The organism is Bacillus sp. UNC41MFS5 (assembly GCF_000686805.1).
On sequence record NZ_JMLP01000012.1, the window covers coordinates 183,407 to 206,638 of the forward strand.

The following is a 23,232-nucleotide window of genomic DNA, read 5'->3' on the forward strand; positions in this document are numbered from 1 at the left end:
TTTTTATTAAAATAAAAAACCTCTCCAGAAAAGAGAGGTTTCATCACAAGTTAAGGGACTACTCCTCTCTTATCTTTCAAAACAAAAATTGTTTTGCAGGATTTAGCACCAATTCCAAACGGAACGGTTGCTGGGCGTCATCGGGCCAGTCCCTCTGCCACTCTTGATAAGAGAACGTAATATTCTGTTAAGTAATAAATTTGATTTTAGTCTCCTATTAACAAGTTGTCAATAGTGTTTTGAATATTTTTAATAAAGTTATTTTTCTCTATCTGGCAAGGTCACTGAATATTAGCAATGATTTTTCCCAACTTAAATGATAGGGTATCCCTTTCTAATTATCAGAAATTTCGGTATGATAATATTTAGAAAACCGAAATATATTTCAGAAAGAAGTGTTATTTATTGTGACTCAACAGGAACGGGCAAAACGTAATTTAATCATCATGTGGTTTGCGAACTTCTTTGTTGCCGGTAGTATGACGATGGTTATGCCGTTTATCTCGTTGTACATTGAGACATTTGGAGACTTTACGGAAAAATATGTCCAACATTGGTCAGGAATCACATTTGCAATTACGTTTATTTCCGCATTCGCCTTCTCTCCAATTTGGGGTCGAATAGGTGATCGGTATGGACGAAAAAAAATTCTTATCATTTGCGGATTAGGAATGGGGTTATCCATTTTTCTCATGGGTTATGTCCATTCTGTTTGGCAGCTGCTGCTCCTCCGTTTTTGCATGGGGTTCTTTTCGGGTTTTATTCCGATGTCGCAGGCTTTTATTTCTACGCAAACACCACAAGAGATTGCTGGACGCGTGCTAGGAACCTTACAAACAGGCAGTATTACAGGATCTTTATTAGGGCCTATGCTGGGCGGAATACTTGCAGATTCACTTGGCTATTCTACCACCTTTAAATGGACGTCCATTTCTATTATCATTTCTGCCTTGCTTGTCATTACAACAAAGGAATTTATGATTGAAGCTAAAAAAGGAACAAAAGTTCATTATTCAAGCAGAGAAGTGGCTAGACATATTATCCGCAATCCGGTTTTATTAACCGTGTTGCTCATCTCTGCCCTTGTACAGGTCGCCCATTTCAGCATCCAGCCAATTTTATCATTATTCGTTAGTGACTTGCATGGACCAGCAAATGTTGCCTTTTATTCAGGAATTGCCTTTTCTGCTGCCGGACTTGGCAATTTATTAATGTCACGAAATTGGGGAAAGATTGCCGATAAGTACGGCTATATTAAAATCCTAATCATTCTTCTTTTCCTAGCAGGAATCGTCTACCTGCCAGGTGCAGCGGTCACTAATTTTTGGCAGCTAGTTATTATCCGTATTGCTCTTGGTGTCACGATTGGCGGAATTATTCCTGTCAGGGTTGCCTACATTCGTCAGGAAGCACCGCTTACCATGCAAGGCGAAGTTCTCGGCTACAATACGAGTTTAAGATTTCTAGGAAATATCATTGGACCTATGCTGGGTGGATTTATTTCTGGATACTTTGGATTCTCAGCAGTTTTTATCTGCACCAGTGCATTATTAATTGTAAGCGGGATTATCTTGTACGTTTCCATGCATCGCCATCCGAAACTGGTTAAACACACCATTTAATCCGTTGACTAAATGTACAAAAGGCCCTTGACCAGGGCCTTTTCATTTTAATTTCTTATAATTTTATTCTCTTGACTAATAAAGTCTACCTCTTGGTAATAACTATTCTTCACTAAAATATTGGGACCAAGACATTTAACTGCTGGACAATGACAACTTAAATCCTTGGCTATAGAGGATGCCTGCCATGCTTGATAAGCATTTACTAGATTTGTAGTTTGGATATTGCCTAGTGGTGGGGTATCACCAAAATCAGTCACAATAATATCACCGTTAAAAATATTCACATTCAATCGCGAACGGCCATCTGGATCATTTCTGACAGTAACATTTTTACTATTATACAAACGTTGTAAAAGAGCTTGATCCTCTTGAATATCGCTGCAGGCATAAAATGGAAGTGTCCCAAACAACATCCAGACCCTCTCATCTCTTACATCCAGTAAGTGATGTATTGCTTCTCGAATTTCATTTAGTGATAAGGTTTCAAGATTGCTAGCAAAGTCACTTGGGTACATAGGATGAATTTCATGTCGCTGACAAAGCATTTCATCGACAATCTGACGATGGATTTTCTCTAAATGAGGTAGAGTGCGCTTGTTTAGCATCGTTTCAGCAGAAACCATCACTCCTGCTTTAACCAATTCTCTACTATTTTCTATCATTCTGTTAAAATATTTTTCCCGTTGTACATATTCTGGCTTCCGTTCCATTCTGGCAAAACCGCCCTCAACAAAATCATCCACCGTCCCCCAGTTATGTGAAATATGTAAAACATCTAAATACGGAACAATTAATTCATAACGGTCTAGTTCCAGGGTCAAATTGGAATTAATCTGGGTCCGAACGCCGCGCTCATGAGCATATTTTAAAATCGGTACCACATAATTTTTAACAGAGGATAAGGACAGCATCGGTTCTCCTCCGGTAATACTAAGCGAGCGTAAAGTTGGGATTTCATCCAACCTTTGAATTATTAGTTCAAGAGGAAGAGCCTGCGGATCCTTTGTTTGAAGTGTATAGCCCACAGCACAATGCTCACAGCGCATATTACAAAGAGTTGTAGTGGTAAATTCGATATTGGTGAGCTGCGGCTTACCATATTGCTCGATATCTAAATAGGCTTCCCATGGATCATATGAAGGGGTAATTTTTTTCAATGTCGACATAATATCTCCTTAAAATCAGTCTTCAAAAAACCTCTCTATTATATCTGATTTCCGGATGTTTTTGCTATTTTCAACCATTACAAAAGTTTATGTATGAAAAAATATAATTATTCTAAGCTTGTTTGATGAAAAATTTCCCTATCAATACATAACTGCTCCCTATTCGATAAAAAATAAACGGATATTATTTAATCGGATTGGTGGGAATAACAATATGGAAATGCAGCCTTTAGGAGAAGCAGAGAAACTCGCTCTAAAAAAGATGAAAATCTTTCGGCAAAGCATACTTCGTTATATTTTACGTGCAATGCTTGCAAGTATGTTTATTGGTTTTGGTGTCATCGTAGCCTTTAAAACAGGGAACTTCTTCTATATTGTGGATAACCCACTCGCCTATCCGATGGCGGCACTTACCTTCGGGGCAGCGATCATTTTAATTGCATATGGGGGCGGTGATTTGTTTACCGGAAATACGTTTTATTACACCTATGCCGCTCTTCGCAAGAAGATGAACTGGGCAGATGTCTTTAAGCTATGGGTTTGCAGTTACGGAGGAAATATTCTCGGAGCTGCAGTTTTTGCTTTTATTATTTTTACGACAGGCCTTTATGAAAGTTCAGAGGTTAACGGCTTTTTACTTCATGTTGTCGAGATAAAAATGCAGGTACCAACGACTGAGCTATTCTTTCGGGCCATTCTCTGTAATTGGCTTGTCTGTATGGCCTTCTTTCTTCCAATGGGATTGAAAGGGGATGGACCGAAGATGTTTACCATGATGCTTTTTGTCTTTTGTTTCTTTATTTCCGGCTATGAACACAGTATCGCTAATATGTGTACGTTTGCGATTGCCTTAGTTTTAAATCATCCTGGGACCATTTCTTGGAGCGGTGTAATACACAATTTGGTGCCTGTCACGATTGGGAATATGATTGGCGGTTCTGTTTTTATGGCAATGATGTACTATTATGCAAACAAGCCTTTCTTAGATGAATATGACAAAGAACAGGGCAGCTAAGTTTTAAGGGGCTCTGTTCTTTTTTATATTAAGTGGGATATCGACAAATTCCCGGGGAAATATCAACAAGATCAGAGGGCAATCGACAACTATTATGAATATTCTAAAAATAAAGATAATTATAATCTTTCATTTCAAGAATTACTTCTAAAGTGCATTTTAATATGATGGATTTAAAGAAGGCACACATCAGGTGAGATTCACTAATATGTGCCTTTTCTTATTTCTTTTTGCTAATAAAATATACATAGGCTTTAATCATAAAATAACTAACTTCATCTGGAAGCAGTTCCTTGATTGGTTTTAATCGCTCCCGGCCAGCTTCCGCCAAGGCATTTTCCAAAAGCGTCATATATTCGGTCGGAATATACTTCGTAAAATCTACCTCTAAACCATGTTGTGCACTTTGAAGCAAGTGATTTTCTACTGTGCTTACCGCTAAATCACGCTGCTCGGCAATCTCCTCAATTGATAAATTTTCCTGATGCAGTTTTAATGTCTCCAAATGCGAATCAGTTACCCCAGGTTTCTTGGCAGGCTTCTTTGGGGCTTTCTCAACAGGTGCCAATTCACTCTGATAGTCTGAATTGGTTTCGCAGAAGGTCCGGATCGCTTGAATAAATTCTAGACCATATTTTTTTAACTTCAGTTCCCCTACGCCGCTCACCTGTAAAAATTCTTCCGTCGTCTTAGGCAGCCTCGCACACATATCCTTTAAGGAAGCATCAGAAAAGATCACAAACGGCGGTACTTTCTCAGTTTCCGCAATTTGCTTCCGAACCTCTCTTAATACCTCAAATAATGGGTCATCTTTGGCTACCTGTTTCACTTGTACAGTTTCGCGGCGATGGACCTGTTGCTTACCTAAGAGGATATCTTTTCCTTTTGGAGAGACGAACAGGGTAGGAAATTGCCCTTGTTCGATTGCTATTAACTCCTGTGATATCAAAAATTCTATGAAGTCACTGACATCCTTTGAGCTTCTATCCTTCATGATTCCATAGGTTGGCAGCCTGTCGAAATTCATCTCTGTTACCTTTTTATTTTTCGACCCCGTTAGCACTTGGGCCGTAATGGTTTTTCCAAAGCGCTGCCCCATCCGAATGACGCAGGACATCACCATTTGTGCTTCCTTCGTTACATCGATGCTTGTCCTAGTATCCAAACAGTTGCCGCATCTGCCGCATGGCTCAGTCTCTGTTTCACCAAAGTACTTTAAAATGAATTCCTGGAGACAGTTTTCTGTATGGCAATAATCGACCATTAGTTGGAGTTTTTCTAATTCTTGAGTCATTCGGCTTCGATCACTGGACTGATCAATCAAAAAACGTTGTATCTGGACATCCTGTGAGGAATGGAGAAGAATACATTCGCTCTTCAAACCATCCCTGCCGGCACGGCCAGCTTCCTGATAATAACTCTCCATATTCTTTGGCTGCTGGAAGTGAATCACATAGCGGATATTGGATTTGTCAATCCCCATACCGAACGCAGAGGTCGCAACCATCACCGTTGCATCATCTGCTAAGAATCGTTCCTGCTCCCGGTTCCGCTCCACATCACCCATCCCGGCATGATAACGTGCTGCCTTAATATTAGCTTTTATAAGTCTTTCATAGAGTTGGTCGACATTCTTGCGGGTTGCAGCATAGATAATGCCTGCTTCTTTATCATTCCTCTTCAGATAGTCTTTGATAAATTTGTCCCGATCCTGACCCTTGATGACAGTAAATGATAAATTTTCACGTTCAAATCCGGTAATAATCGTATTCTCTTCATCAATGCCTAATAAATCACAAATATCTTCCCGAACCTTTGGTGTGGCTGTAGCAGTAAGAGCTAATACCATGGGTCTTTGTGGAAGGCTATTAATTAACTCTTGAATATGGCGGTAGCTTGGTCGAAAATCATGGCCCCATTGTGAAATACAGTGGGCCTCATCCACTGCAACTAATGGGATGTCCATGCTGTAAAGGTCTTCAAGGAAATCATGGGATTCCAATCGTTCAGGTGCAAGATATAAAAGCTTGTATTTTCCCTGGACAGCTTCATTCATCCGCTTATTTGCTTCTCCATAACTTAACGAACTATTAATAAATGTCGCGGGAATACCGACTTGAATGAGGGCATCTACCTGATCCTTCATTAAAGAAATTAGTGGGGAAATAACAATCGTGGTACCCGGTAAGACAAGTGCAGGAATCTGATAACAAATCGATTTCCCACCACCCGTTGGCATGACAGTGATTGTATTTTTGCCAGATAAAACGGAACGAATGGCCTGCTCTTGCCCTGTCCTAAAGGAGCTATAACCGAAGTGGGATTCTAGTAAGGGTAATGCTTTTTCAAACAACATTTTTTCCTCCTTTCATTTTTCAGCTTACTCTATTATACTGCTAGTCATTCGATTTTTAAAAAGCATTTATGCTATAAAAATAAGTAAATCTTTGCTAAATTTGCGACAAAAATAAGAAATTTATTTATAATCAAACTACTAAATAACTTTGTGAATCACAAGAATGGAGGAGACCATGGCCATTAAAGCTGTGATTTTTGATTTTGATGGAACAATTATTGATACGGAGACAATTTGGTTTCAGGTATTTGAGGAATTGTTAAAAGATAAATTCAATATTGATTTGCCGTTAGAGGAGTTTGCGATAAGTATCGGGACGACTGATTAAGCTTTTTTTCAATACATTGAAGTTCAGACAGGGATGAAGATTGATGAGAAGGAAATAAATCAATTAGCGAGGGAACGTTTTTTAGAAAAAAGGGGAATTTTAGAAGTGCGTGAAGGTGTTGTTGAAAAATTAGAGGAGGCAAAGGAGCTTGGTTACCGAATTGGACTCGCCTCTAGTTCCTCGAGAGAATGGGTAGAAGGATTCCTAAGGCAGTTTAATCTTTGGGAATATTTCTCTGTTGTTAAAACCAGAGAAGACGTTGTTAAAGTTAAACCCGATCCTGCGCTATATCTAAAGGCTTTAGAGGATATGCAAGTGGAGCCGCATGAGGCACTGGCAATTGAAGATTCCCTTAATGGAGCCATGGCTGCAATCGAAGCTGGAATGAAATGTATAGTGGTTCCGAATCAGGTTACATCTTTTTTAACCTTCCATGAAAAAGCGTTTCGGTCAGAAGCCTTTGGTGGTTTTAGCTTTAAGGAAATCAAATAAACCTGAAACTATTACAATTACAATTAATACTATAGAATAGACTGCCAATGTATCCTTGGCAGTCTATTTTCTCTTTTTATATTAAGATATTACTCAATATTTCATCTTTATGTTCGTTCTTTTGGGGCGGCGGGGCAATGGATTGCTGCTCCAGGTCACTGTGCATTTTTACTTGATAGTCTCCCCAGGATGAAGCAAAGATCAGTTCTTTTTCTCGGAAGTAGGGGTTGGTATCTAATTCCCCAATTTCTAGCACAGGGGCCATACAGCAATCGACCTTTTGGGCAAATTCAACCCACTCATAGAAGGTTTTCCTTTTAAAAAGAGCAGTGAGTTCCAGAAAAACAGGGTTAGTCTCATCTGTTAAGGAATAATGGGCTTGGATCCATTCTTCACGACCATGAGCCCGGCAAAAATTAATCCAAAACTTTGGTTCGAGTGCGCCAATGCTCATGAACCTCCTGTCGCTTGTTTCATATAAAGCATAAGACACAATGCTTCCGTTAAGTACATCAATGCCATTTCCTACTCCGGTTTCTTGTTCAACCAGGACATGGTTCCCTAATAACGATACAAGTTGGTCGGTAATGGAGATAGAATGATAACTTCCTTTTCCGGTTAAGGTTCTGGAAACGAGCCCAGCTAAGATCCGTTCATTAGCCGCGAAGCCCCCTAAATAATCGCCCAAAGTAATCGAAGGATGGACAGGTTTGCCTACTTTGTCTTTAAACTGGGCCAAAACCCCGCTTAACGCCATATAGTTGATGTCATGATTACCCAGTTTACTTAATAGCCCTTTCTGTCCATAACCGGATATCGAGCAGTAGACAATATCCGGCCTTACCTTTTGAACCGCCTCATATCCTAAACCGAGCTTCTCCATTACTCCTGGTCTAAAGCTTTCGAGGACGACATCAGCATGAGCAATTAATTTAAGTGCGGTGTCGTACCCATCCTTCTCCTTTAAGTTAAGGATAATGCTTTTTTTCTGACGATTGTTAGCTAGAAAAACGAAGCCGTCCCCCTGCTTAGAGATCCCTGTATGTCGTGCAGGATCCCCTTCGGGCGGCTCCACTTTAATGATATCTGCACCCAGTTCCGCTAATCGTAAGGTTGCGAATGGGCCTGGCAAATAGTTTGTGAAATCAATGACTTTAATACCTTTTAACATATTAGGACCCTCTTTTACGAATTTGTAGTGCCTGGAGTAAAAAGCTCCTCCAATTGTTTTCTTAAAATGAATTTCATAATCTTTCCACTGGCATTTCGTGGCAAAGCCTCACAGAATATATACTTTCGCGGACGTTTATAATTAGCGAGCAGGTCACTATTTTTGCAGTATTCATCCAGTTCCTGCTCCGTGACCTTTGCATCTTTTTTGACAACAAACGCCGTAACTGTCTCACCCCAGCGGTCATTCGGCTGGCCAACAATTGCCACATCCAGGACACCAATGTGGGCATGTAAGACGTCTTCCACTTCCCTTGGATAAATATTTTCACCGCCGCTAATAATCATGTCATCGACACGGTCATTGACATAAAGATACCCCTCGTCATCAAGATAACCGATATCTCCGGAATGGTACCAACCCTTATACAATGCTTTTTCCGTCGCTTCTTCAAGTTTGAAATAACCAACCATCATACATGGTCCTTTCACAATAATCTCACCGGTTTCTCCGACTGGTACAATGTCATCTGGATCTGATGGACCGTCTTCTCTCGTACGAACCACCCGAATGTCATGGCTAAGGGCTGCTTGACCAGCAGAACCTGCTTTCCTCAATTGGTCAGTCTCTGAAAGGAAGGTAATGGCTGGGCCCATTTCAGTCATTCCATAGGCCTGAATTAATGAGATTCCTAGATTGTCATGGAGCGCATGAACAAGTGCTGGTGCCATTGGGGCCGCACCGTATAATCCAAGTTGTAGACTTGATAAGTCATACTTGCCTAGGTCCTCTTGAAGGAGCATATTCCACATGGTGGGCGCGGCAAAGAATTTTGAGATTTTTTCTTGTTCAATTAACTGGAGAATCGCTTTTGGATTGAATTGATGCAAAATGACATTACTGGCTCCTGCATGAATCCTTGGCAGAAAGGCGCAATGTAGTTCAGCGCAGTGGAACATCGGTGCTGTGACGAGACCTACATCTTCTGCTCTAAGTTTGCATGATGCAATACAGAATACGCTTTGGTCTACCATATTACGGTGGGTGTGCATGACTCCTTTGGGCCTTCCCGTTGTCCCGCTGGTATAAATAAAGGCATACAAATCGGTTTCCTTCACGTCTGCTTGAATATTTTCAGTTGAAGAGGCGGCCAGTTTTTCTTGGTAGCTTTGTGCGTACGTTGGCGTTCCTTCATCAATAAACCAAAAGGAGGTTTTCTCAAAGCGACTGGCGATTGCTGAGATGACTGGCTCTAACGCCTTTTCAAAAAGAACGGCTTTTGGAGTTGCATCTGAAAGAATATAGGCAACTTCTTCTGACGTTAATCGGAAATTAATAGGATTGAAGATAGCCCCGATTTTTGCACAGGCGAAAAAAGCTGTCCCTAATTCTTCGGTATTAAACATGAAGGTAGAGACACGGTCGCCTTTTTGCACTCCTTCTTTTAAGAGGGCATTAGCAAGTCGATTCACCTGCTCGCTCCATTCCTTATACGTATAGCGGACATTTTTTCGGACATCGTAAATAGCTTGTTTGTTCGGATACTTTTTCACCGTCAAATCAAAGATTTTACCAATCGTTGTCGTCATTGGATTGCCTCCGTTACCGAATTTAATTTGGTTTATCAGCTATTTCTACTGGTCTATCGGCGAATTTTGCTGGGCTATCAGCGAATCTTGCTGGCCTATCAGCGAATTTTCCTCTCCAATCAGCGAATTTTGCCGGCCTATCAGCGAATTTTGCCGGCCTATCAGCGAATTTTCCTCTCCAATCGGCGAATTTTGCCGGCCTATCAGCGAATTCCCCTGTTCTATCAGCGAATCTAAAAATCTCTTAATCTAAACGCTCAATAATCGTGGCATTTGCCATCCCATGACCTTCACACATAGTTTGCAATCCGTAGCGCCCGCCAGTTCGCTCCAATTCATGCATCATCGTCACCAATAGACGTGCACCGCTGCCGCCTAGTGGATGTCCGAGGGCTATCGCTCCGCCATTGGGATTTAGTTTCGCAGGGTCTGCACCTGTCTCTTTCAGCCAAGCAAGTGTGACAGGGGCGAAAGCTTCATTGACTTCAAACACATCAATATCATCAATGGATAAGCCGGACTTTTCTAGTGCCTTTTGTGTAGCTGGAATCGGTCCTGTCAGCATCAAAGTAGGATCTGAGCCGACCACCACGCGTGTGTGAACACGGAAGCGCGGTTTCAATCCAAGTTCTTCTGCTTTCTCAAGAGACATGAGCAGTACCGCTGCTGCCCCGTCACTTATTTGGCTGGAATTTCCGGCATGAATCACTCCATCCTCTTTAAAGGAGGTACGAAGTCCAGCCAATGCCTCTAAAGATGTTCCTTTTCTCGGCCCTGAATCATCCTTGATAACGGTGGAGGTTCCGTCTGGAAGCTTTACCTCAATCGGGAAAATCTCCCTTGAAAAATACCCCTCTTCCTGTGCTTTTAGTGCTTTTTGATGGCTTTCGAGGGAAAATTGATCAAGTACCTCACGGGTAAACCCATATTTTTCTGAAATCCGCTCGGCTGATAGTCCCTGATGGATCATTTCATACTTTGACCTTAAATTAGGGCTAAAAGGATCCTCAGCCCCTTTGTAGTTGGAACCCATTGGAACACGCGACATGCTTTCTACACCGCCGGCTATCACCACGTCCATATCACCGGCCAAGATTGCTTGTGCAGCAAAATGTACGGCTTGTTGACTTGAACCACATTGACGGTCAATCGTTGTCCCCGGGACTTCAATTGGGAAGCCCGCGATTAACGCAGCCACTCTGGCAATATCCCCTGCTTGCTCCCCTGCTTGAGTCACACACCCCCAAATGACATCATCCACAAGCGCTGGGTCAATCCCCGCTCGATTGACTAGTTCCTTTAACGTCAACCCTGATAAATCATCCGGACGGATATCTTTTAGGACGCCATTTCTTCTTCCAACTGGTGTACGGACACCTTCCACAATTACTACTTCACGCATCTTAATCTCCCTCTCTATAATCCTAGATTTTTGGCAATAATGGTTTTCATTATTTCGTTAGTTCCGGCGTAAATGCTAGAAACAGGAATATCACGGAATCGTCTCGCAATCTCGTATTCTTCCATATATCCATAACCGCCATGGAGCTGCATGCATTCTGCGGCAACCCTTTTTGCAATGTCGGTTAGTTTCCATTTGGCCATTGAGACCTTGGTAACAACGTTTTTCCCTTCAATATGTTCAGCAATTAACTGATCCAAAAAGGCTCTGCCCATTTCAATTTCCGTAGCCATTTCTACGATTTTGAATTGGGTGTTTTGGAACTGGCTGACTGGTCTTCCAAACGCTTCTCTGCTTTTTACATAGTCAATAGTCATTTTCAGCATTACTTCAGCCGCCGTTTGCGCCCCAATTGCTACAAGTAGACGTTCCTGTTGGAGTTTTTCCATTAAATAGAGAAAGCCTTTGCCTTCCTCTCCGAGCAGGTTTTCCTTCGGGACACGGCAATCTTCGAAGATCAATTCGGCTGTATCTTGGGAATGAAGACCGACTTTGTTTAACTTTCTCCCCCGTGAAAATCCAGGTGCATCTCTCTCAATGACGAGCAGGCTGACTCCTTTATGCTTTGGCACAGCATTTAGGTCCGTTTTAACGGCGACAACAATGAGGTCAGATTGGATTCCATTGGTAATAAACGTTTTTTGGCCATTAACAATATAGTGGTCACCGTCAAGTTTAGCGGTTGTTTTAATGTTCGCTAGGTCAGATCCTGTGCCTGGTTCCGTCATGGCAATCGCAGTAATGATTTCACCTGTCACACATTTCGGCAGCCAGCGCTGCTTTTGTTCTTCTGACCCATAGGCAGTGATGTAAGGGACGACAATATCATTATGGAGGCCAATCCCGACTAAACCTGAGCCGACTCGTTCCAGCTCATCATTAATGACCACCGCAAATCCCCAGTCGACCTCACTGCCTCCATACTTTTCATCGATATCTGGGCAAAGAAAACCCTGTTCGCCCATCTTCTTCCAAAAGGAGCGCGGAATCATCCGGTCCTCCTCCCACTTCTCATAAAAGGGATATGCTTCTTTGTCCAAAAACTTTCGCAAGGATTTGCGAAATATTTCATGTTCTTCATTTAAGTAAGGATGCTTCATATAAAAAAACCTCTCTTTCTAAGTGGTAACGTTTACATTTTTTTAAAGTACGCCGAGTTTTTTTAGGAAATTACGATTTTTTACGTAAACTTAGACTTTTTTTACAAAATTACGTTTTTTTAGACGTAAACTCGGATTTATTTTACAAATCACAGATGCTTTTATACAGTTATTAGAAAAATTCCCCAAACACATCTCTAAATCGTTACATTTCTCATCTTCTCACGCAGTTGATATTTAAGGACTTTACCCGAAGCATTCCGCGGCAGCTGCTTTTCTATAAAAATTCTCCGAGGAACCTTATATCCTGCTAATTTTTGACGGCAGAAGTTTCTTAATTCCTGTTCATCAATTATTGAACCTTCCTTCGGCACAATAATTGCACAGACCGCCTCGCCCCAAACCTCATCGGGCAACCCAATAATGGCAGCGTCAAGTACATTTGGATGTTCAAAAAGAACCGATTCCACTTCAACAGAGTATACATTTTCACCGCCTGAGATAATCATGTCTTTTTTACGATCCACTAATGTGATATACCCATCTTCATCAATTGTTGCTAAGTCACCGGTATAGAGCCAGCCATTTTTCAACGTACTCTTCGTTTCCTCCGGTTTTTTATAATACTCCTTCATCACCATATCGCTCCGAACGATAAATTCGCCAATCACCCCAGGTAATACATCCTTGCCTTCTTCGTTGACAACTCTTGTTTCTGTTAAGAAAATGGGTTTCCCACCTTTACCAAGATGGAATTCGTGACCTTCTGGATCAAGAAGAATTCCGCCTGGACCTGCTTCTGTCAAGCCGCACAGGTTATAAAACTGATCGGTTTTAAAGAGCTGAATACTCTTTTTAACCAGTTCCGGTGCCATTGGCGCGGCCCCGTAGCCGACTCTTTTTATAGAAGATAAATCATAATCTGCTGCATTAGGAACTTGTAGAAGGAAGTTATACATGGCTGGAACGGCAAAAAGGTGAGTGATTTTGTGTTCTTGTATCGCTTGGAGTGTTTTGACTGGATGAAAATCGCGATGGATAATGTGTTTGGCACCAAGTGCTACGCCTGAAATAAGAAAAAGGTTTAATTGGGCTGAGTGAAAAAGTGGAGCGAGATGGAGAATTCGTTCATGTTGCCGAATCCCCATGTTGATAACGACAGCAATTCCTACTTTAAAAATTTGACTATGATCAAACAATGCACCTTTCGGACGTCCTGTTGTCCCTGAAGTATACAGGATTTCTAAATCATCCTGCTCAGACACCTGCACATCCGGTTCCAACTTGTTTTCCGATAAAATTCCTTGATAAGAATAGTAGCCTGTGGTTTCTGGTTCCCCAACGGTAATAACCAACCGGACATCCGTACCTTGTTTCGCCGCGGCAATGATGGGTTCGAATTCCTTATCACACACAACCAACGACGTATCAGATTGGTCTAAAATGTAGTGAACCTCTGAAGCAGTGAGGCGGAAGTTAACTGGGACGGCAACGGCACCAATCCTTGCAGCAGCAAAAAAGGTAAATACAAAGTGATCTGAATTCTTCATCATCAATGCGAGCTTGTCACCTTTATTGACGCCCTGCTTCAACAACCCGTTAGCAAGTTGATTTACTTCCTCATTAAATTGGCGATACGTATAGCTTCGCCCTTCACATTCAATCGCTAGTAATTCAGGGAACTTGCGGGCATTTTGGGCTAGTAAGCTTCCGATATTCATAAATGAATCCCCCTTTTAAAAAAGACTACTCTAGTGTTTATGCAATATTTATGCCAATATATTAGAAATCATGTTGTAGTTCAGTAGTCCTGAAAAAGCGTCAACTTTCAATAACGAGATGTGTATCTTCCAAACATAGCGGACAATATAATGTCCATTTTCTGGACACTCTTCTTCCTATGTAGGCAGTTTATATTTTTTAATTTTTTCATATAAACCAGATCTGCTGATTCCTAGTAATCTAGCTGCTTGAACCTTATTTCCTTGGACCTGGACGAGTGCCTTTTTAATTGCTTCTAGTTCAGCGTTTTCAACTAATGATATATTTTGAGAAGGATTTATCATAGCGACCTGCTTTACTAAATAATCGGGAAGGTCCTCAAGCATGATTTTCCCATTTTCGGCAAAGGTCATGGCCCGTTCCATCACATTCCGTAATTCGCGAACATTTCCAGGCCAAAGATAACTTAGCATCGCTTCTCTTGCTCTAAGATCCACTCCCGTAATGCTGGTGCCTAATATTTGATTTAATTCAATCATAAACCGCTCAATTAAATGATCTATATCATACAGTCGATCGCGAAGTGGCGGGACATATAATGAAATGACATTGAGACGATAATATAAATCCTCTCGAAACAGGCCCTCTTTAACCATTTCTTCCAGGTTCCGATTAGTGGCAGCAATGATCCGGACATCCACTTGAATTCTTACCGTTCCACCAACCCGATAGAATTCTCGTTCTTGAAGCACGCGGAGGAGCTTGGCTTGTAAAGAGATGGACATATCGCCAACTTCATCGAGGAAAAGGGTTCCCCCATTAGCCAAATCAAACTTTCCAAGTTTGCCTTTTTGCCTTGCACCCGTAAAGGCACCTTCGTCATAACCAAAAAACTCCGATTCTAACAAATCCTCTGGAATTGCTGCACAATTTACGACAATAAACTTTCCAGTACTTCTTGCACTACTATTATGAATAGCTTGGGCAAACAACTCTTTACCCGTGCCGCTTTCTCCGCGAATAAGAATGGTGGATCGGCCCTTTGCAGCTTTGGCTGCACTTTTCTTCAATTTTTCCATATAGGGATCAACCGTTAAAAGGTGCTCCCAGGTAAATCTAGCAGACTCCGACTTTTGAAATTGCTGATGGTAAAAGCTCGCCCTATTTTCCGCTTTCTGTAGCTTTTTAAATAATTCACTGACCTCGTTTAATTGTCTGAACACTATTTTTCCAATCGCTCCGATGACTTTTCCATCCTCTAAGATAGGTATTCGATGGACCATATATTTAATGCCATTAATCTCTAGAAAACCACTAATTTCAGCCGTTTCTGTTTGATAGACATTGTCGAGATGAAGCGCCGGCAATATTTTGGCAACTGGTTTGTAGAGAACGGATTCTAGTTTAAGATTAAAAAATTCGAGTAGAGGAGGACTGACCATCTGGATATTTTTCTTTTCATCCGTCATAACTATTCCGTCATAAGCATGGTCTAAAGCAGTTTCTAATGTTCTTTTTAAGGTTTTAACTGTTTTTAATTCTTGTGAGGTTTGCATCAGGGACATGACCATATCTGTTTTCGTGAGGATTCCGACAACATGGTTTTGATGATCGGTAACCACACCGGTACCCACTAGGCTTTTTTTTACAATTTTTTCGATACTTTCATAGGGAGTGTCAATCGACAGTGTTTCAACTTGTTCTTTTATATAAGTTTTGATAGGGGTAGATAGGGGCTGCCCTTCCAGGACCATTTGAAATAAGCCGCTTCGCGTAAAAACGCCCGCCAGTTTACCGCTCGTGTCTATAACTGGCAACAGGTTCCACTTTTTGTTGTTCATTAAACGGACAGCCTCAGATAGTGGCGTATCCTCGGTGACCATGCAGTCGACTGGCGTAATCAGCTCGTTAAATTGGACCATGTCGTCCCCCCTTTTCTTCATATTCTTATTGTAACAAAAGCGAGGGATATTTTTGAATATTTAAACAATATCTATTTTTCATGGAATCTTTTAGTCTGATTAATCGTAAATAAAAAGAGGAATTTATTTGAGGAGTGAGATTATGAGTCAAAAAGGTTGTATTAAATGTGGTAGCAGCGATACAGGAACAAAAGATGTAGCCATGACAGGAACCGGTCTGTCAAAGATGTTTGACCTTCAACACAACACATTCACAGTTGTCTTTTGCAAGAACTGTGGATACTCAGAGTTTTACAACAAAAAAACATCCACTGCTTCAAATATCATTGACCTCTTCTTTGGAGGTTAATTGATTATAGGGGATTCTTAATGGAATTTGCAAAATCGGAAAAGAAGAGAGAATATATAAACAGATAAAAAAGGTCAGTCCTCATTAAAATGAGGTCCTGACCTTTTTCTTTGCCACAACGTCTTCTCGTAATCCAGATCGCTTTTTTCTTTCCATGATTAAAACCATGATAATTGCCGCTAAGAGAAAAAGACTCGCAACCCGAAAAATGGATGCCGTGCTAACAAATTGGGCGGCGACACCAAATATTATCCCGCTTAAACCCAGCCCTAAATCAATGGACGAGAAGATCATTCCGTTCGCCACACCTCGCCGATGAGATGGTGTCATGAGTAATGCCCAAGATTGCAGTGTAGGTATCAAGCAGCCAAATCCTAAACCAAATAAGGCACCTGAAATGGCAATCAGCAAGTTGGAATGGGCAAAAGAAAGGACCCACATCCCAACAAACGTAGAGAATGTGCAGAACAAAACAAGACCAATCGGACCTTTTTCATCAAACCATCTTCCGGCAAAAGGTCTTCCCAATGTTGCCATTATTGCGTTGAAAATATAAAACAAAAAGATTTGTTCAATGCCGCGCTCTACACCAAAAATAACAATAAAGGTTACAACTGAGCCATATCCTAGATTGATAATAATGGTGATAAAGGCTGGAAACCAACTTGATTTTTCAACCGAAGATCCTATATAAGAAAACTTCAAATCTTCTTTACGTGTATTGATCACTGCTTGAGGAGTTTGATAGCGTACTGCTGTAAGCAGGATAATTGAAATAGCCCCTAAGATCGCCGATATAAAAATAAGATTTGCAAAAGTGGTCAGATTGTAAATGAAGATTCCTAGACTAGGAGCAACAATGTAGGCGATGGTCATGGAGAGCCCGAAGTAACCCATCCCTTCCCCCAGCCGCGAATTGGGGATAGCGTCTACTGCTGCAGTGCCATTCACGGTTGTGGACCATCCCCATGCAAGACCATGAGCGAAGCGGAATAACAGAAAAATCACCACAATCTGTGAAATTGGATAAAGAATTGTAACTAGGAAGAGCATCAAAGCTCCTAATACAACAAGCGACTTTCTTGGCTTATACTCAAGCAAAAAGCCGATAAATGGCCGGCTAATCACCGCTCCAATCGAAAATAATCCTGTCACTAAGCCTATCTCCAGTCCTGAAGCTCCAATTGATTTTATATATGGCGGCAGAGTAGGAATGAGCATTTGAAATGACAAAAATACAAAAAGATTTCCCACCATGAGCATGATAAACGACTTCGTCCACAATCGCTCTTTCAAACCGTCCCCTCCCTTCACTTCGTCAAAAAATGTTCAACAAGTCAATTCACTTATCTAAATTTACTTCGTATCACTAAATAATAGCACAGATACTGGAAAAAGAATATTAGCATTCTGGAAAAACATTGCAACAAAAATCTTATCTTTTATTTTGATTTCCGTTATCATTAACTAGAGTAAACATTGTCTGAATGGAGGAATCCTCATTGATGAAAAAAATGGTTATCACTCGTAATATTGATCAAGATCACATTTCACAAATCAAAGATATCATTCCTGATTGGGAATTGATTGTTGGCAAGGATAAGCAAATTTGGCAGGAGCATGTAAAGGATGCGGAAATTATCGCTGGCTGGAGTAAGGGCTTAGCTGAATACTGTCTCGACCCACAATCCAAACTCAAGTGGTTGCAATCATGGAGTGCTGGTGTTGATTCTTTACCTCTTGAAGAATTAAATTCTAGAAATTTCCTCTTAACTAGTGCCAATGGCGTTCACGCCTATCCCATCTCCGAGACGATATTTGCATTGATGCTGGGTTTAACACGCAAAATCCATACATACGTCAAAAATCAACAGAAAAAAACTTGGCATCATGCCCATATGGGCCAAGAAATCCATGGAAAAACAATCGGCATCATTGGAGTTGGAACGATTGGGGGAGAAACAGCAAAAATAGCGAAAGCCTTCGGCATGAAAGTTCTTGGTGTCAGGCACTCGGGAATGCCTGCCCACAATGTCGATGAAATGTATACTCCAAATCAATTAGGTGAATTTCTTCCTGCCTGTGATTATGTGGTGGTTACATCGCCGCTCACAAAGGACACTTATCAAATGTTTGGGACGGAACAATTTAAGCAAATGAAGGCTTCTGCATTTTTTATTAATATCGGCCGGGGTGAGATTGTAGTGGAAGCTGACCTTATCCAGGCTCTAACAGAAGGAATGATTGCTGGAGCTGGGCTTGATGTGTTTGAGAAGGAACCGTTAAGTAATGAAAGCCCATTATGGGAGTTGGAAAATGTGATCGTCACTCCACACACATCTGGCTCAACAGAACATTATAATCAGCGGGTAGTTGAAAATATTCTAATTCCTAACCTAAAAGCCTATCTTTCAGGTAAGGTTCCACCAATTAATCTTGTAGATTTTTCGAAAGGTTATTAACATGGAATGACACTCTTTTTCCTGCATTATCCATTTAATAAATTAGGGTGCCTCAAACTCGAGGCACCCTTTCTTGTTCAATCATTTTTTATATTTTCCAGGTGTATACTTTTCACTGGCTTTAAAGTTATAAACTGGTTTAATAAATCCTGCAATCTCCACGGTTTCCTCAACCTTTTCTAAAATTTCATTCATAGACTTATAGGCCATTGGCGCCTCATCTAAGGTTTCTTCTGAAACAGAAGTCGTCCAGACGCCTTCCATGGTTTTATGGAAATCATCCATATTAAGAGTTTTCATCGCTTTTGTCCGGCTCAAAACGCGGCCTGCTCCATGCGGGGCCGAGCAATTCCAGTCATCATTCCCTTTACCTACTGCCAAAATCGACCCGTCTCTCATATTAATTGGAATGATAAGACGCTCCCCTCTTTGTGCAGAAACTGCCCCTTTTCGTAAAATTAGGTTCTCGGTGTCAATATAATTGTGTACGGTATCGAAACGGTCCTGCTCCTCAAATCCCATATTTCCTGTAATCGCTCTCGCAATCTCTTCGCGGTTTGCTTTTGCAAAAGCCTGCGCTAGCTTCATGTCATGCATATAGTTATGAAAATCCTCACCTTCCAAATACGCTAAATCATTAGGAATAACTGGATTCTTTTCTTTATAGCTCTGGATCATGGCTTGGATTTCTTTTTGGCGTCCTTCTTCCTTTAATTGGTCAATAAGTCCTGAAAGATCCTGCTGACGAAGTTTTGAGATAGCTACCTTTTGATAGTAGGTGGCTATCTTCGCTCCTACATAACGGCTTCCAGTATGAATCGTTAAATAGTGGTAACCATCGGAATCAACCGAAACTTCAATAAAATGATTGCCGCCGCCTAGTGTCCCTAAGCTATAACGGCTTCGGTTTTCACTTAAGATGTGCTCTGCTTGGAATTCTTGAATGGCGGGAAAACTCGTGTTAATAAATCCGACTGTCTCATCACTATGCACTTCCTGCCCACTTGGGACATACGTACGGATTACTTGATCCAGTCTATTAAAATCAACCTTTTTATCCTGAAGCTTGACGGTCAGCACTCCGCAGCCGACATCCACACCAACCAGATTAGGAACAACCTTATCCTTTAGCTGAATGGTCGTTCCAATTACACAGCCTTTGCCCGCATGATAATCTGGCATGATACTAATCTTTGTATCCTTTAAAAATCCTTGATTACAAAGCTCTTGGATTTGCTCAAGGGCTGTTTCTTGAGGATAGTTTGAAAATACGTTTGCTTCTGTTTGTGTACCCGTTACCTTAATCACTTGTTTTCCCTCCTTTAAAGCAGATTACCAATAGGCTACCATCTTATGGGCTTTGGGGCAACCGATTTTCGTCCGACATTTTTTTCTATATGAATAAAGGAAGATGCCATTTGACATCTTCCTTCTTCACCGTTATTAATAAACAGTTTGCATGCCTTTTCCGGCCACGGTCATCCACTCAAACTGACGCAATCTAACCTCAAACAAGGTTAATGGATCACGGAACATCTCTGGGTTGGCATTCATATTCGTAAGCATTTCTTGGTTCGCCTGTATTCCAGCTTGCGCCTCTTCTGCTGAATGATTTAATAACTGCAATGGACTCTTGACAAACAGGGTTACATCGCGCTCAAGTGATTTTTCAAACAGTTCAAATTGCTGGAAAAACTGTTGATTCACTGCAGAGATAGCTTCAGCATAATCCTCATTTTCCACAAATGCTTTGTACTTATTAAAAAGCATCGCTTTATTTTGTGATATGGCTCCAAACAATTTCCCAGCGCTTTTCAGTATAAATTGCGACGGGGTGTTGCGCAGCAGGATGTTAACAGTTTCCAATTGGAAGCGACTTGTCATCCGGTCGGTGTCGCGGTGCCAATCGTCAATTACCTTAAAATCACAATCAAGCGCGAGGCGGTCTTCTCCATACATACGATTAAAGCTTTCACCAATTTCATTTAGAAAATCTTGACTTTGCACAAACTCCTCTTTGCACCCATCAATCCATTCTTGCAATAAGCGGTAATATTTAGGCAGCACCGTCTGGTCTAAGTACTCCTCTAGTTTTTTGTTCATCACTTCATTAAGTTCTATATGAACCTTGCTAAAATTACTGTCTTCATTGATGAAGGTAGAACATTCTTGAAGCATTTTTGGAACCGTCTCTGAAATATCTTTTGCAACCGTATTTTTGATGGCACGGTAAGACTGTACCACAGCTTTTGATTTTTGATTTTCTGTATCCTTCAGTTGATTGATTGCACCCGTTAATTTCTGGAGCATTTCTTCATTCCAACGGACTGATTCGATCAATTGATTTTCAACATCCACCCGTTTTTGCATCAGGCTGGCAATCGTTGTGCGAATATAGAACAATAACTTTGCCAAACGTTTATCTTCCATATTTCTTGTATTTTTAATGGAGTGGATAAACTCTTGTAAGTCCTTTAACTGCTGGCGATTCTCATATTGCGATGAAAAGGCAAACACGGATGCATCCGGTATATACGATTGAATCCTCGCCCTTGTTTCATCAAAGACACTAATTGCTTCCTGCTCATTGGCAATCGTGTCCATCTTACTGAGCAGAAAATGCACGGGAATGTCAGGTGCTAACTCTTGAATTTTTGCAAGAACAGACCGTTCTTTATCAGTAAACGGTGCATTTGCATCAAGTACGAAGAGGACCGCATCAGCCAATTGCAGATTCTTCAACACTTCATAAGAATCATTATAGTTTCCTTTTAATCCCGGTGTATCTATAAGTGCAACCTTATTTCCCTGCAAAAAGGCATTTGGACACTTAAATTCAATGATAGATTCCAACGCGTTACGGCGGCGATCCATTCGTTCTTGGAAATCAGAAAAGCCGGATAAACTAGTAATCTCTCGATCCGTAATTTCCGTGATTTCTTCATCTGCGGAGTCTTTAAACATGACCAGTGAAGAAGTAGGGCTATCTTGCAGGTCTTCACCAAGAATTGCATTAACAAACGTCGATTTTCCGCTGCCGCTTAATCCGGTAATAAGCAGATGTTGTGTGTCAAAATTCACTAATTGCTGAACAATCCATTTTACACGATTATTCTCACCCATCTCATTGGCTTGGGCCCAATTAATAATCGCATCAAAGAGTGTCAGGCACTCCTCAAGTTCGTCCATATCTGTTTCCGTAATACTAATTAGTTTCTCAGCCTCATTAACGATTGACATACTTAAACTCGCTGGAAACAGTTCATTCCAAGAAAGAACGGCTGCTGCTGAAAGGACGACATTTTTAGTGTCAGCGAGACGCAGCCAATTCGTTAGAAAGTCAGGAATAAAATCCTGGAGAGTTTTAATGTAGTATCTACCATCGATAAAGCTAAAAAATGCTTCTTTATGGAGATTTGAAAGCTCTGCTAAGTAGTCATCTTGACTGATATCAAGGCTTAATAACAAATGGTTCATTTCCCTTATCCAAGTGAAATAGACTTCTTCATTGTTATAGCTGTTCCAAAGAGTGGAAATAAGCTGCTCGAATTTTCGTTGATCTAGGCTAAACAGAAAATGGACAGCCTGGGAAAAGTAACTAGGCGCATGACTACTAGTCACTCCCTTTTCCACATACGAAATAATCATATCAAACCACTCTAATGAACCCGTTCTGATGGCTTCGTTTACGGCAAGTTCTATGGCATGATTCCAATCTTGATGCTCTTCAAAAAAAGTACGAGCAATTTCCGTCACATTTGGATAATCTGGGTTTGCATCAATGGTTTTCTTTATCACTGATAATGCCAGGTCTAACTTTCCTCGCTCGATATACAACGAAAATAACTGTAATGCTACTTCGGTAGTTAACGTAAGATTATCACTTGTAATCGCACAATAAAGATCTTCAGCGGTAGAAAGCAGGCCTAACTGATAATAAGCATCAGCTGTGTTTTTTTTCGCCCATGGTTCGAGCTCATTAATAATATTTTCCCATTTAAAAATGGCTGCTTCATAATCCTTATGATGGAAATACACTTCCCCCTGTGCAAAGCGAATCGATGATAGATTCGGCAGATCCTTACAAGCTTCCTCTTGAAACAGTTCACCAAGGACCTCAATCGGATGAATATTTTCATGTTCATTGATGAACATTTTATAATACGTTTTCAGTTTTAATTGCGTCTCTAATGTCATATCTTTCCCTCCAATTACAACACTCTCTGTCATTCATATGGAAAAGAGCCATAATTATTCTCTATACTATTCGACGGATTATCTGATTTTAAGTCTCAATTATTACGATTCTACCAGAGCAATTTTTTAAAAGGATGTCAGTTGTATTTCATTTTGAAGACAAAGTAGAACTTATTTCATATTTTTCAGGACTTACGACGTTAACTGGATAATAATTGAAAATCGCGAAAATTTCATGATACTTATTACATATTTTTAGGAAGTTATTACATATTT

General features: G+C 40.8%; 15 protein-coding genes, 1 pseudogene and 1 riboswitch. Of the genes and pseudogenes, 5 read left to right on the plus strand and 11 right to left on the minus strand.

Annotation, left to right across the window (positions count from 1 at the left end; all coding sequences use genetic code 11):
* Positions 1-66 precede the first annotated feature (66 nt).
* Positions 67-173, minus strand: a riboswitch (SAM riboswitch).
* A 273-nt stretch (positions 174-446) separates the two neighbouring features.
* Positions 447-1,622 carry an MFS transporter gene (locus BR30_RS0107635; RefSeq protein ID WP_035445215.1) on the plus strand — a complete coding sequence of 392 codons (1,176 nt, stop codon included), beginning with the start codon at positions 447-449 and terminating at the stop codon, positions 1,620-1,622.
* 47 nt (positions 1,623-1,669) lie between these two features.
* Here the strand turns inward: BR30_RS0107635 and yfkAB are convergent, their stop codons facing one another.
* On the minus strand, positions 1,670-2,791 hold the full coding sequence (yfkAB, locus tag BR30_RS0107640) for a radical SAM/CxCxxxxC motif protein YfkAB (RefSeq protein WP_026564506.1): 1,122 nt from the start codon (positions 2,789-2,791) through the stop codon (positions 1,670-1,672).
* Positions 2,792-3,005: 214 nt separating this feature from the next.
* Between yfkAB and BR30_RS0107645 the strand changes: the two genes are divergently transcribed.
* Positions 3,006-3,806, plus strand: coding sequence for a formate/nitrite transporter family protein (locus BR30_RS0107645; RefSeq protein ID WP_026564507.1), 801 nt, complete (start codon positions 3,006-3,008; stop codon positions 3,804-3,806).
* A 220-nt stretch (positions 3,807-4,026) separates the two neighbouring features.
* Here BR30_RS0107645 and recQ read toward each other — a convergent pair whose 3' ends face one another.
* Positions 4,027-6,159 (minus strand): DNA helicase RecQ, encoded by a 2,133-nt coding sequence (gene recQ / locus BR30_RS0107650; RefSeq protein WP_026564508.1) that lies wholly within the window; start codon positions 6,157-6,159, stop codon positions 4,027-4,029.
* Between the two features lie 178 nt (positions 6,160-6,337).
* On the opposite strand from recQ, the pseudogene BR30_RS32830 reads away from it, so the two are divergent.
* Positions 6,338-6,982: pseudogene (locus BR30_RS32830) on the plus strand (HAD family hydrolase).
* Positions 6,983-7,058: 76 nt separating this feature from the next.
* Here the strand turns inward: BR30_RS32830 and BR30_RS0107660 are convergent.
* The 6 genes from BR30_RS0107660 to BR30_RS0107685 form a co-directional block, all read right to left on the minus strand.
* A complete protein-coding gene (locus BR30_RS0107660; protein ID WP_026564509.1) occupies positions 7,059-8,153 on the minus strand; it encodes a CaiB/BaiF CoA transferase family protein in 1,095 nt (364 codons plus the stop codon).
* 14 nt (positions 8,154-8,167) lie between these two features.
* Positions 8,168-9,742 (minus strand): fatty acid--CoA ligase, encoded by a 1,575-nt coding sequence (locus tag BR30_RS0107665; protein ID WP_026564510.1) that lies wholly within the window; start codon positions 9,740-9,742, stop codon positions 8,168-8,170.
* A gap of 244 nt (positions 9,743-9,986) precedes the next feature.
* On the minus strand, positions 9,987-11,144 hold the full coding sequence (locus BR30_RS0107670; RefSeq protein WP_026564511.1) for a thiolase family protein: 1,158 nt from the start codon (positions 11,142-11,144) through the stop codon (positions 9,987-9,989).
* A gap of 14 nt (positions 11,145-11,158) precedes the next feature.
* Complete coding sequence (locus BR30_RS0107675) at positions 11,159-12,304, minus strand: acyl-CoA dehydrogenase family protein (protein ID WP_026564512.1); 1,146 nt, start codon at positions 12,302-12,304, stop codon at positions 11,159-11,161.
* Between the two features lie 197 nt (positions 12,305-12,501).
* Positions 12,502-14,025 (minus strand): long-chain-fatty-acid--CoA ligase, encoded by a 1,524-nt coding sequence (locus BR30_RS0107680; RefSeq protein WP_026564513.1) that lies wholly within the window; start codon positions 14,023-14,025, stop codon positions 12,502-12,504.
* 177 nt (positions 14,026-14,202) lie between these two features.
* Positions 14,203-15,948, minus strand: coding sequence for a sigma-54-dependent Fis family transcriptional regulator (locus tag BR30_RS0107685; RefSeq protein WP_026564514.1), 1,746 nt, complete (start codon positions 15,946-15,948; stop codon positions 14,203-14,205).
* 142 nt (positions 15,949-16,090) lie between these two features.
* On the opposite strand from BR30_RS0107685, the gene BR30_RS0107690 reads away from it, so the two are divergent.
* The gene (locus BR30_RS0107690; protein WP_026564515.1) at positions 16,091-16,297 is read left to right on the plus strand and encodes a zinc ribbon domain-containing protein; all 207 of its coding nucleotides are present in this window, start codon (positions 16,091-16,093) and stop codon (positions 16,295-16,297) included.
* A gap of 84 nt (positions 16,298-16,381) precedes the next feature.
* Here BR30_RS0107690 and BR30_RS0107695 read toward each other — a convergent pair whose 3' ends face one another.
* Positions 16,382-17,593 carry an MFS transporter gene (locus tag BR30_RS0107695; protein ID WP_026564516.1) on the minus strand — a complete coding sequence of 404 codons (1,212 nt, stop codon included), beginning with the start codon at positions 17,591-17,593 and terminating at the stop codon, positions 16,382-16,384.
* 209 nt (positions 17,594-17,802) lie between these two features.
* Between BR30_RS0107695 and BR30_RS0107700 the strand changes: the two genes are divergently transcribed.
* Positions 17,803-18,759: a D-2-hydroxyacid dehydrogenase gene (locus BR30_RS0107700; RefSeq protein WP_026564517.1), complete on the plus strand. Its 957-nt coding sequence runs from the start codon at positions 17,803-17,805 to the stop codon at positions 18,757-18,759.
* An 81-nt stretch (positions 18,760-18,840) separates the two neighbouring features.
* Here the strand turns inward: BR30_RS0107700 and BR30_RS0107705 are convergent, their stop codons facing one another.
* The gene (locus BR30_RS0107705; protein ID WP_026564518.1) at positions 18,841-20,067 is read right to left on the minus strand and encodes an RNA-splicing ligase RtcB; all 1,227 of its coding nucleotides are present in this window, start codon (positions 20,065-20,067) and stop codon (positions 18,841-18,843) included.
* Positions 20,068-20,202: 135 nt separating this feature from the next.
* Positions 20,203-22,956: a dynamin family protein gene (locus BR30_RS0107710; protein WP_026564519.1), complete on the minus strand. Its 2,754-nt coding sequence runs from the start codon at positions 22,954-22,956 to the stop codon at positions 20,203-20,205.
* Positions 22,957-23,232 lie beyond the last annotated feature (276 nt).

What these genes read in the sequence shown, in the direction of transcription:
- BR30_RS0107635 (WP_035445215.1), top strand. Translation starts at nt 447, where the DNA reads ATGTGGTTTGCGAACTTCTTTGTTGCCGGTAGTATGACGATGGTTATG.
- yfkAB (WP_026564506.1), bottom strand. Translation starts at nt 2,791, where the DNA reads ATGTCGACATTGAAAAAAATTACCCCTTCATATGATCCATGGGAAGCC.
- BR30_RS0107645 (WP_026564507.1), top strand. Translation starts at nt 3,006, where the DNA reads ATGGAAATGCAGCCTTTAGGAGAAGCAGAGAAACTCGCTCTAAAAAAG.
- BR30_RS0107660 (WP_026564509.1), bottom strand. Translation starts at nt 8,153, where the DNA reads ATGTTAAAAGGTATTAAAGTCATTGATTTCACAAACTATTTGCCAGGC.
- BR30_RS0107665 (WP_026564510.1), bottom strand. Translation starts at nt 9,742, where the DNA reads ATGACGACAACGATTGGTAAAATCTTTGATTTGACGGTGAAAAAGTAT.
- BR30_RS0107670 (WP_026564511.1), bottom strand. Translation starts at nt 11,144, where the DNA reads ATGCGTGAAGTAGTAATTGTGGAAGGTGTCCGTACACCAGTTGGAAGA.
- BR30_RS0107675 (WP_026564512.1), bottom strand. Translation starts at nt 12,304, where the DNA reads ATGAAGCATCCTTACTTAAATGAAGAACATGAAATATTTCGCAAATCC.
- BR30_RS0107680 (WP_026564513.1), bottom strand. Translation starts at nt 14,025, where the DNA reads ATGAATATCGGAAGCTTACTAGCCCAAAATGCCCGCAAGTTCCCTGAA.
- BR30_RS0107685 (WP_026564514.1), bottom strand. Translation starts at nt 15,948, where the DNA reads ATGGTCCAATTTAACGAGCTGATTACGCCAGTCGACTGCATGGTCACC.
- BR30_RS0107690 (WP_026564515.1), top strand. Translation starts at nt 16,091, where the DNA reads ATGAGTCAAAAAGGTTGTATTAAATGTGGTAGCAGCGATACAGGAACA.
- BR30_RS0107700 (WP_026564517.1), top strand. Translation starts at nt 17,803, where the DNA reads ATGAAAAAAATGGTTATCACTCGTAATATTGATCAAGATCACATTTCA.
- BR30_RS0107710 (WP_026564519.1), bottom strand. Translation starts at nt 22,956, where the DNA reads ATGACATTAGAGACGCAATTAAAACTGAAAACGTATTATAAAATGTTC.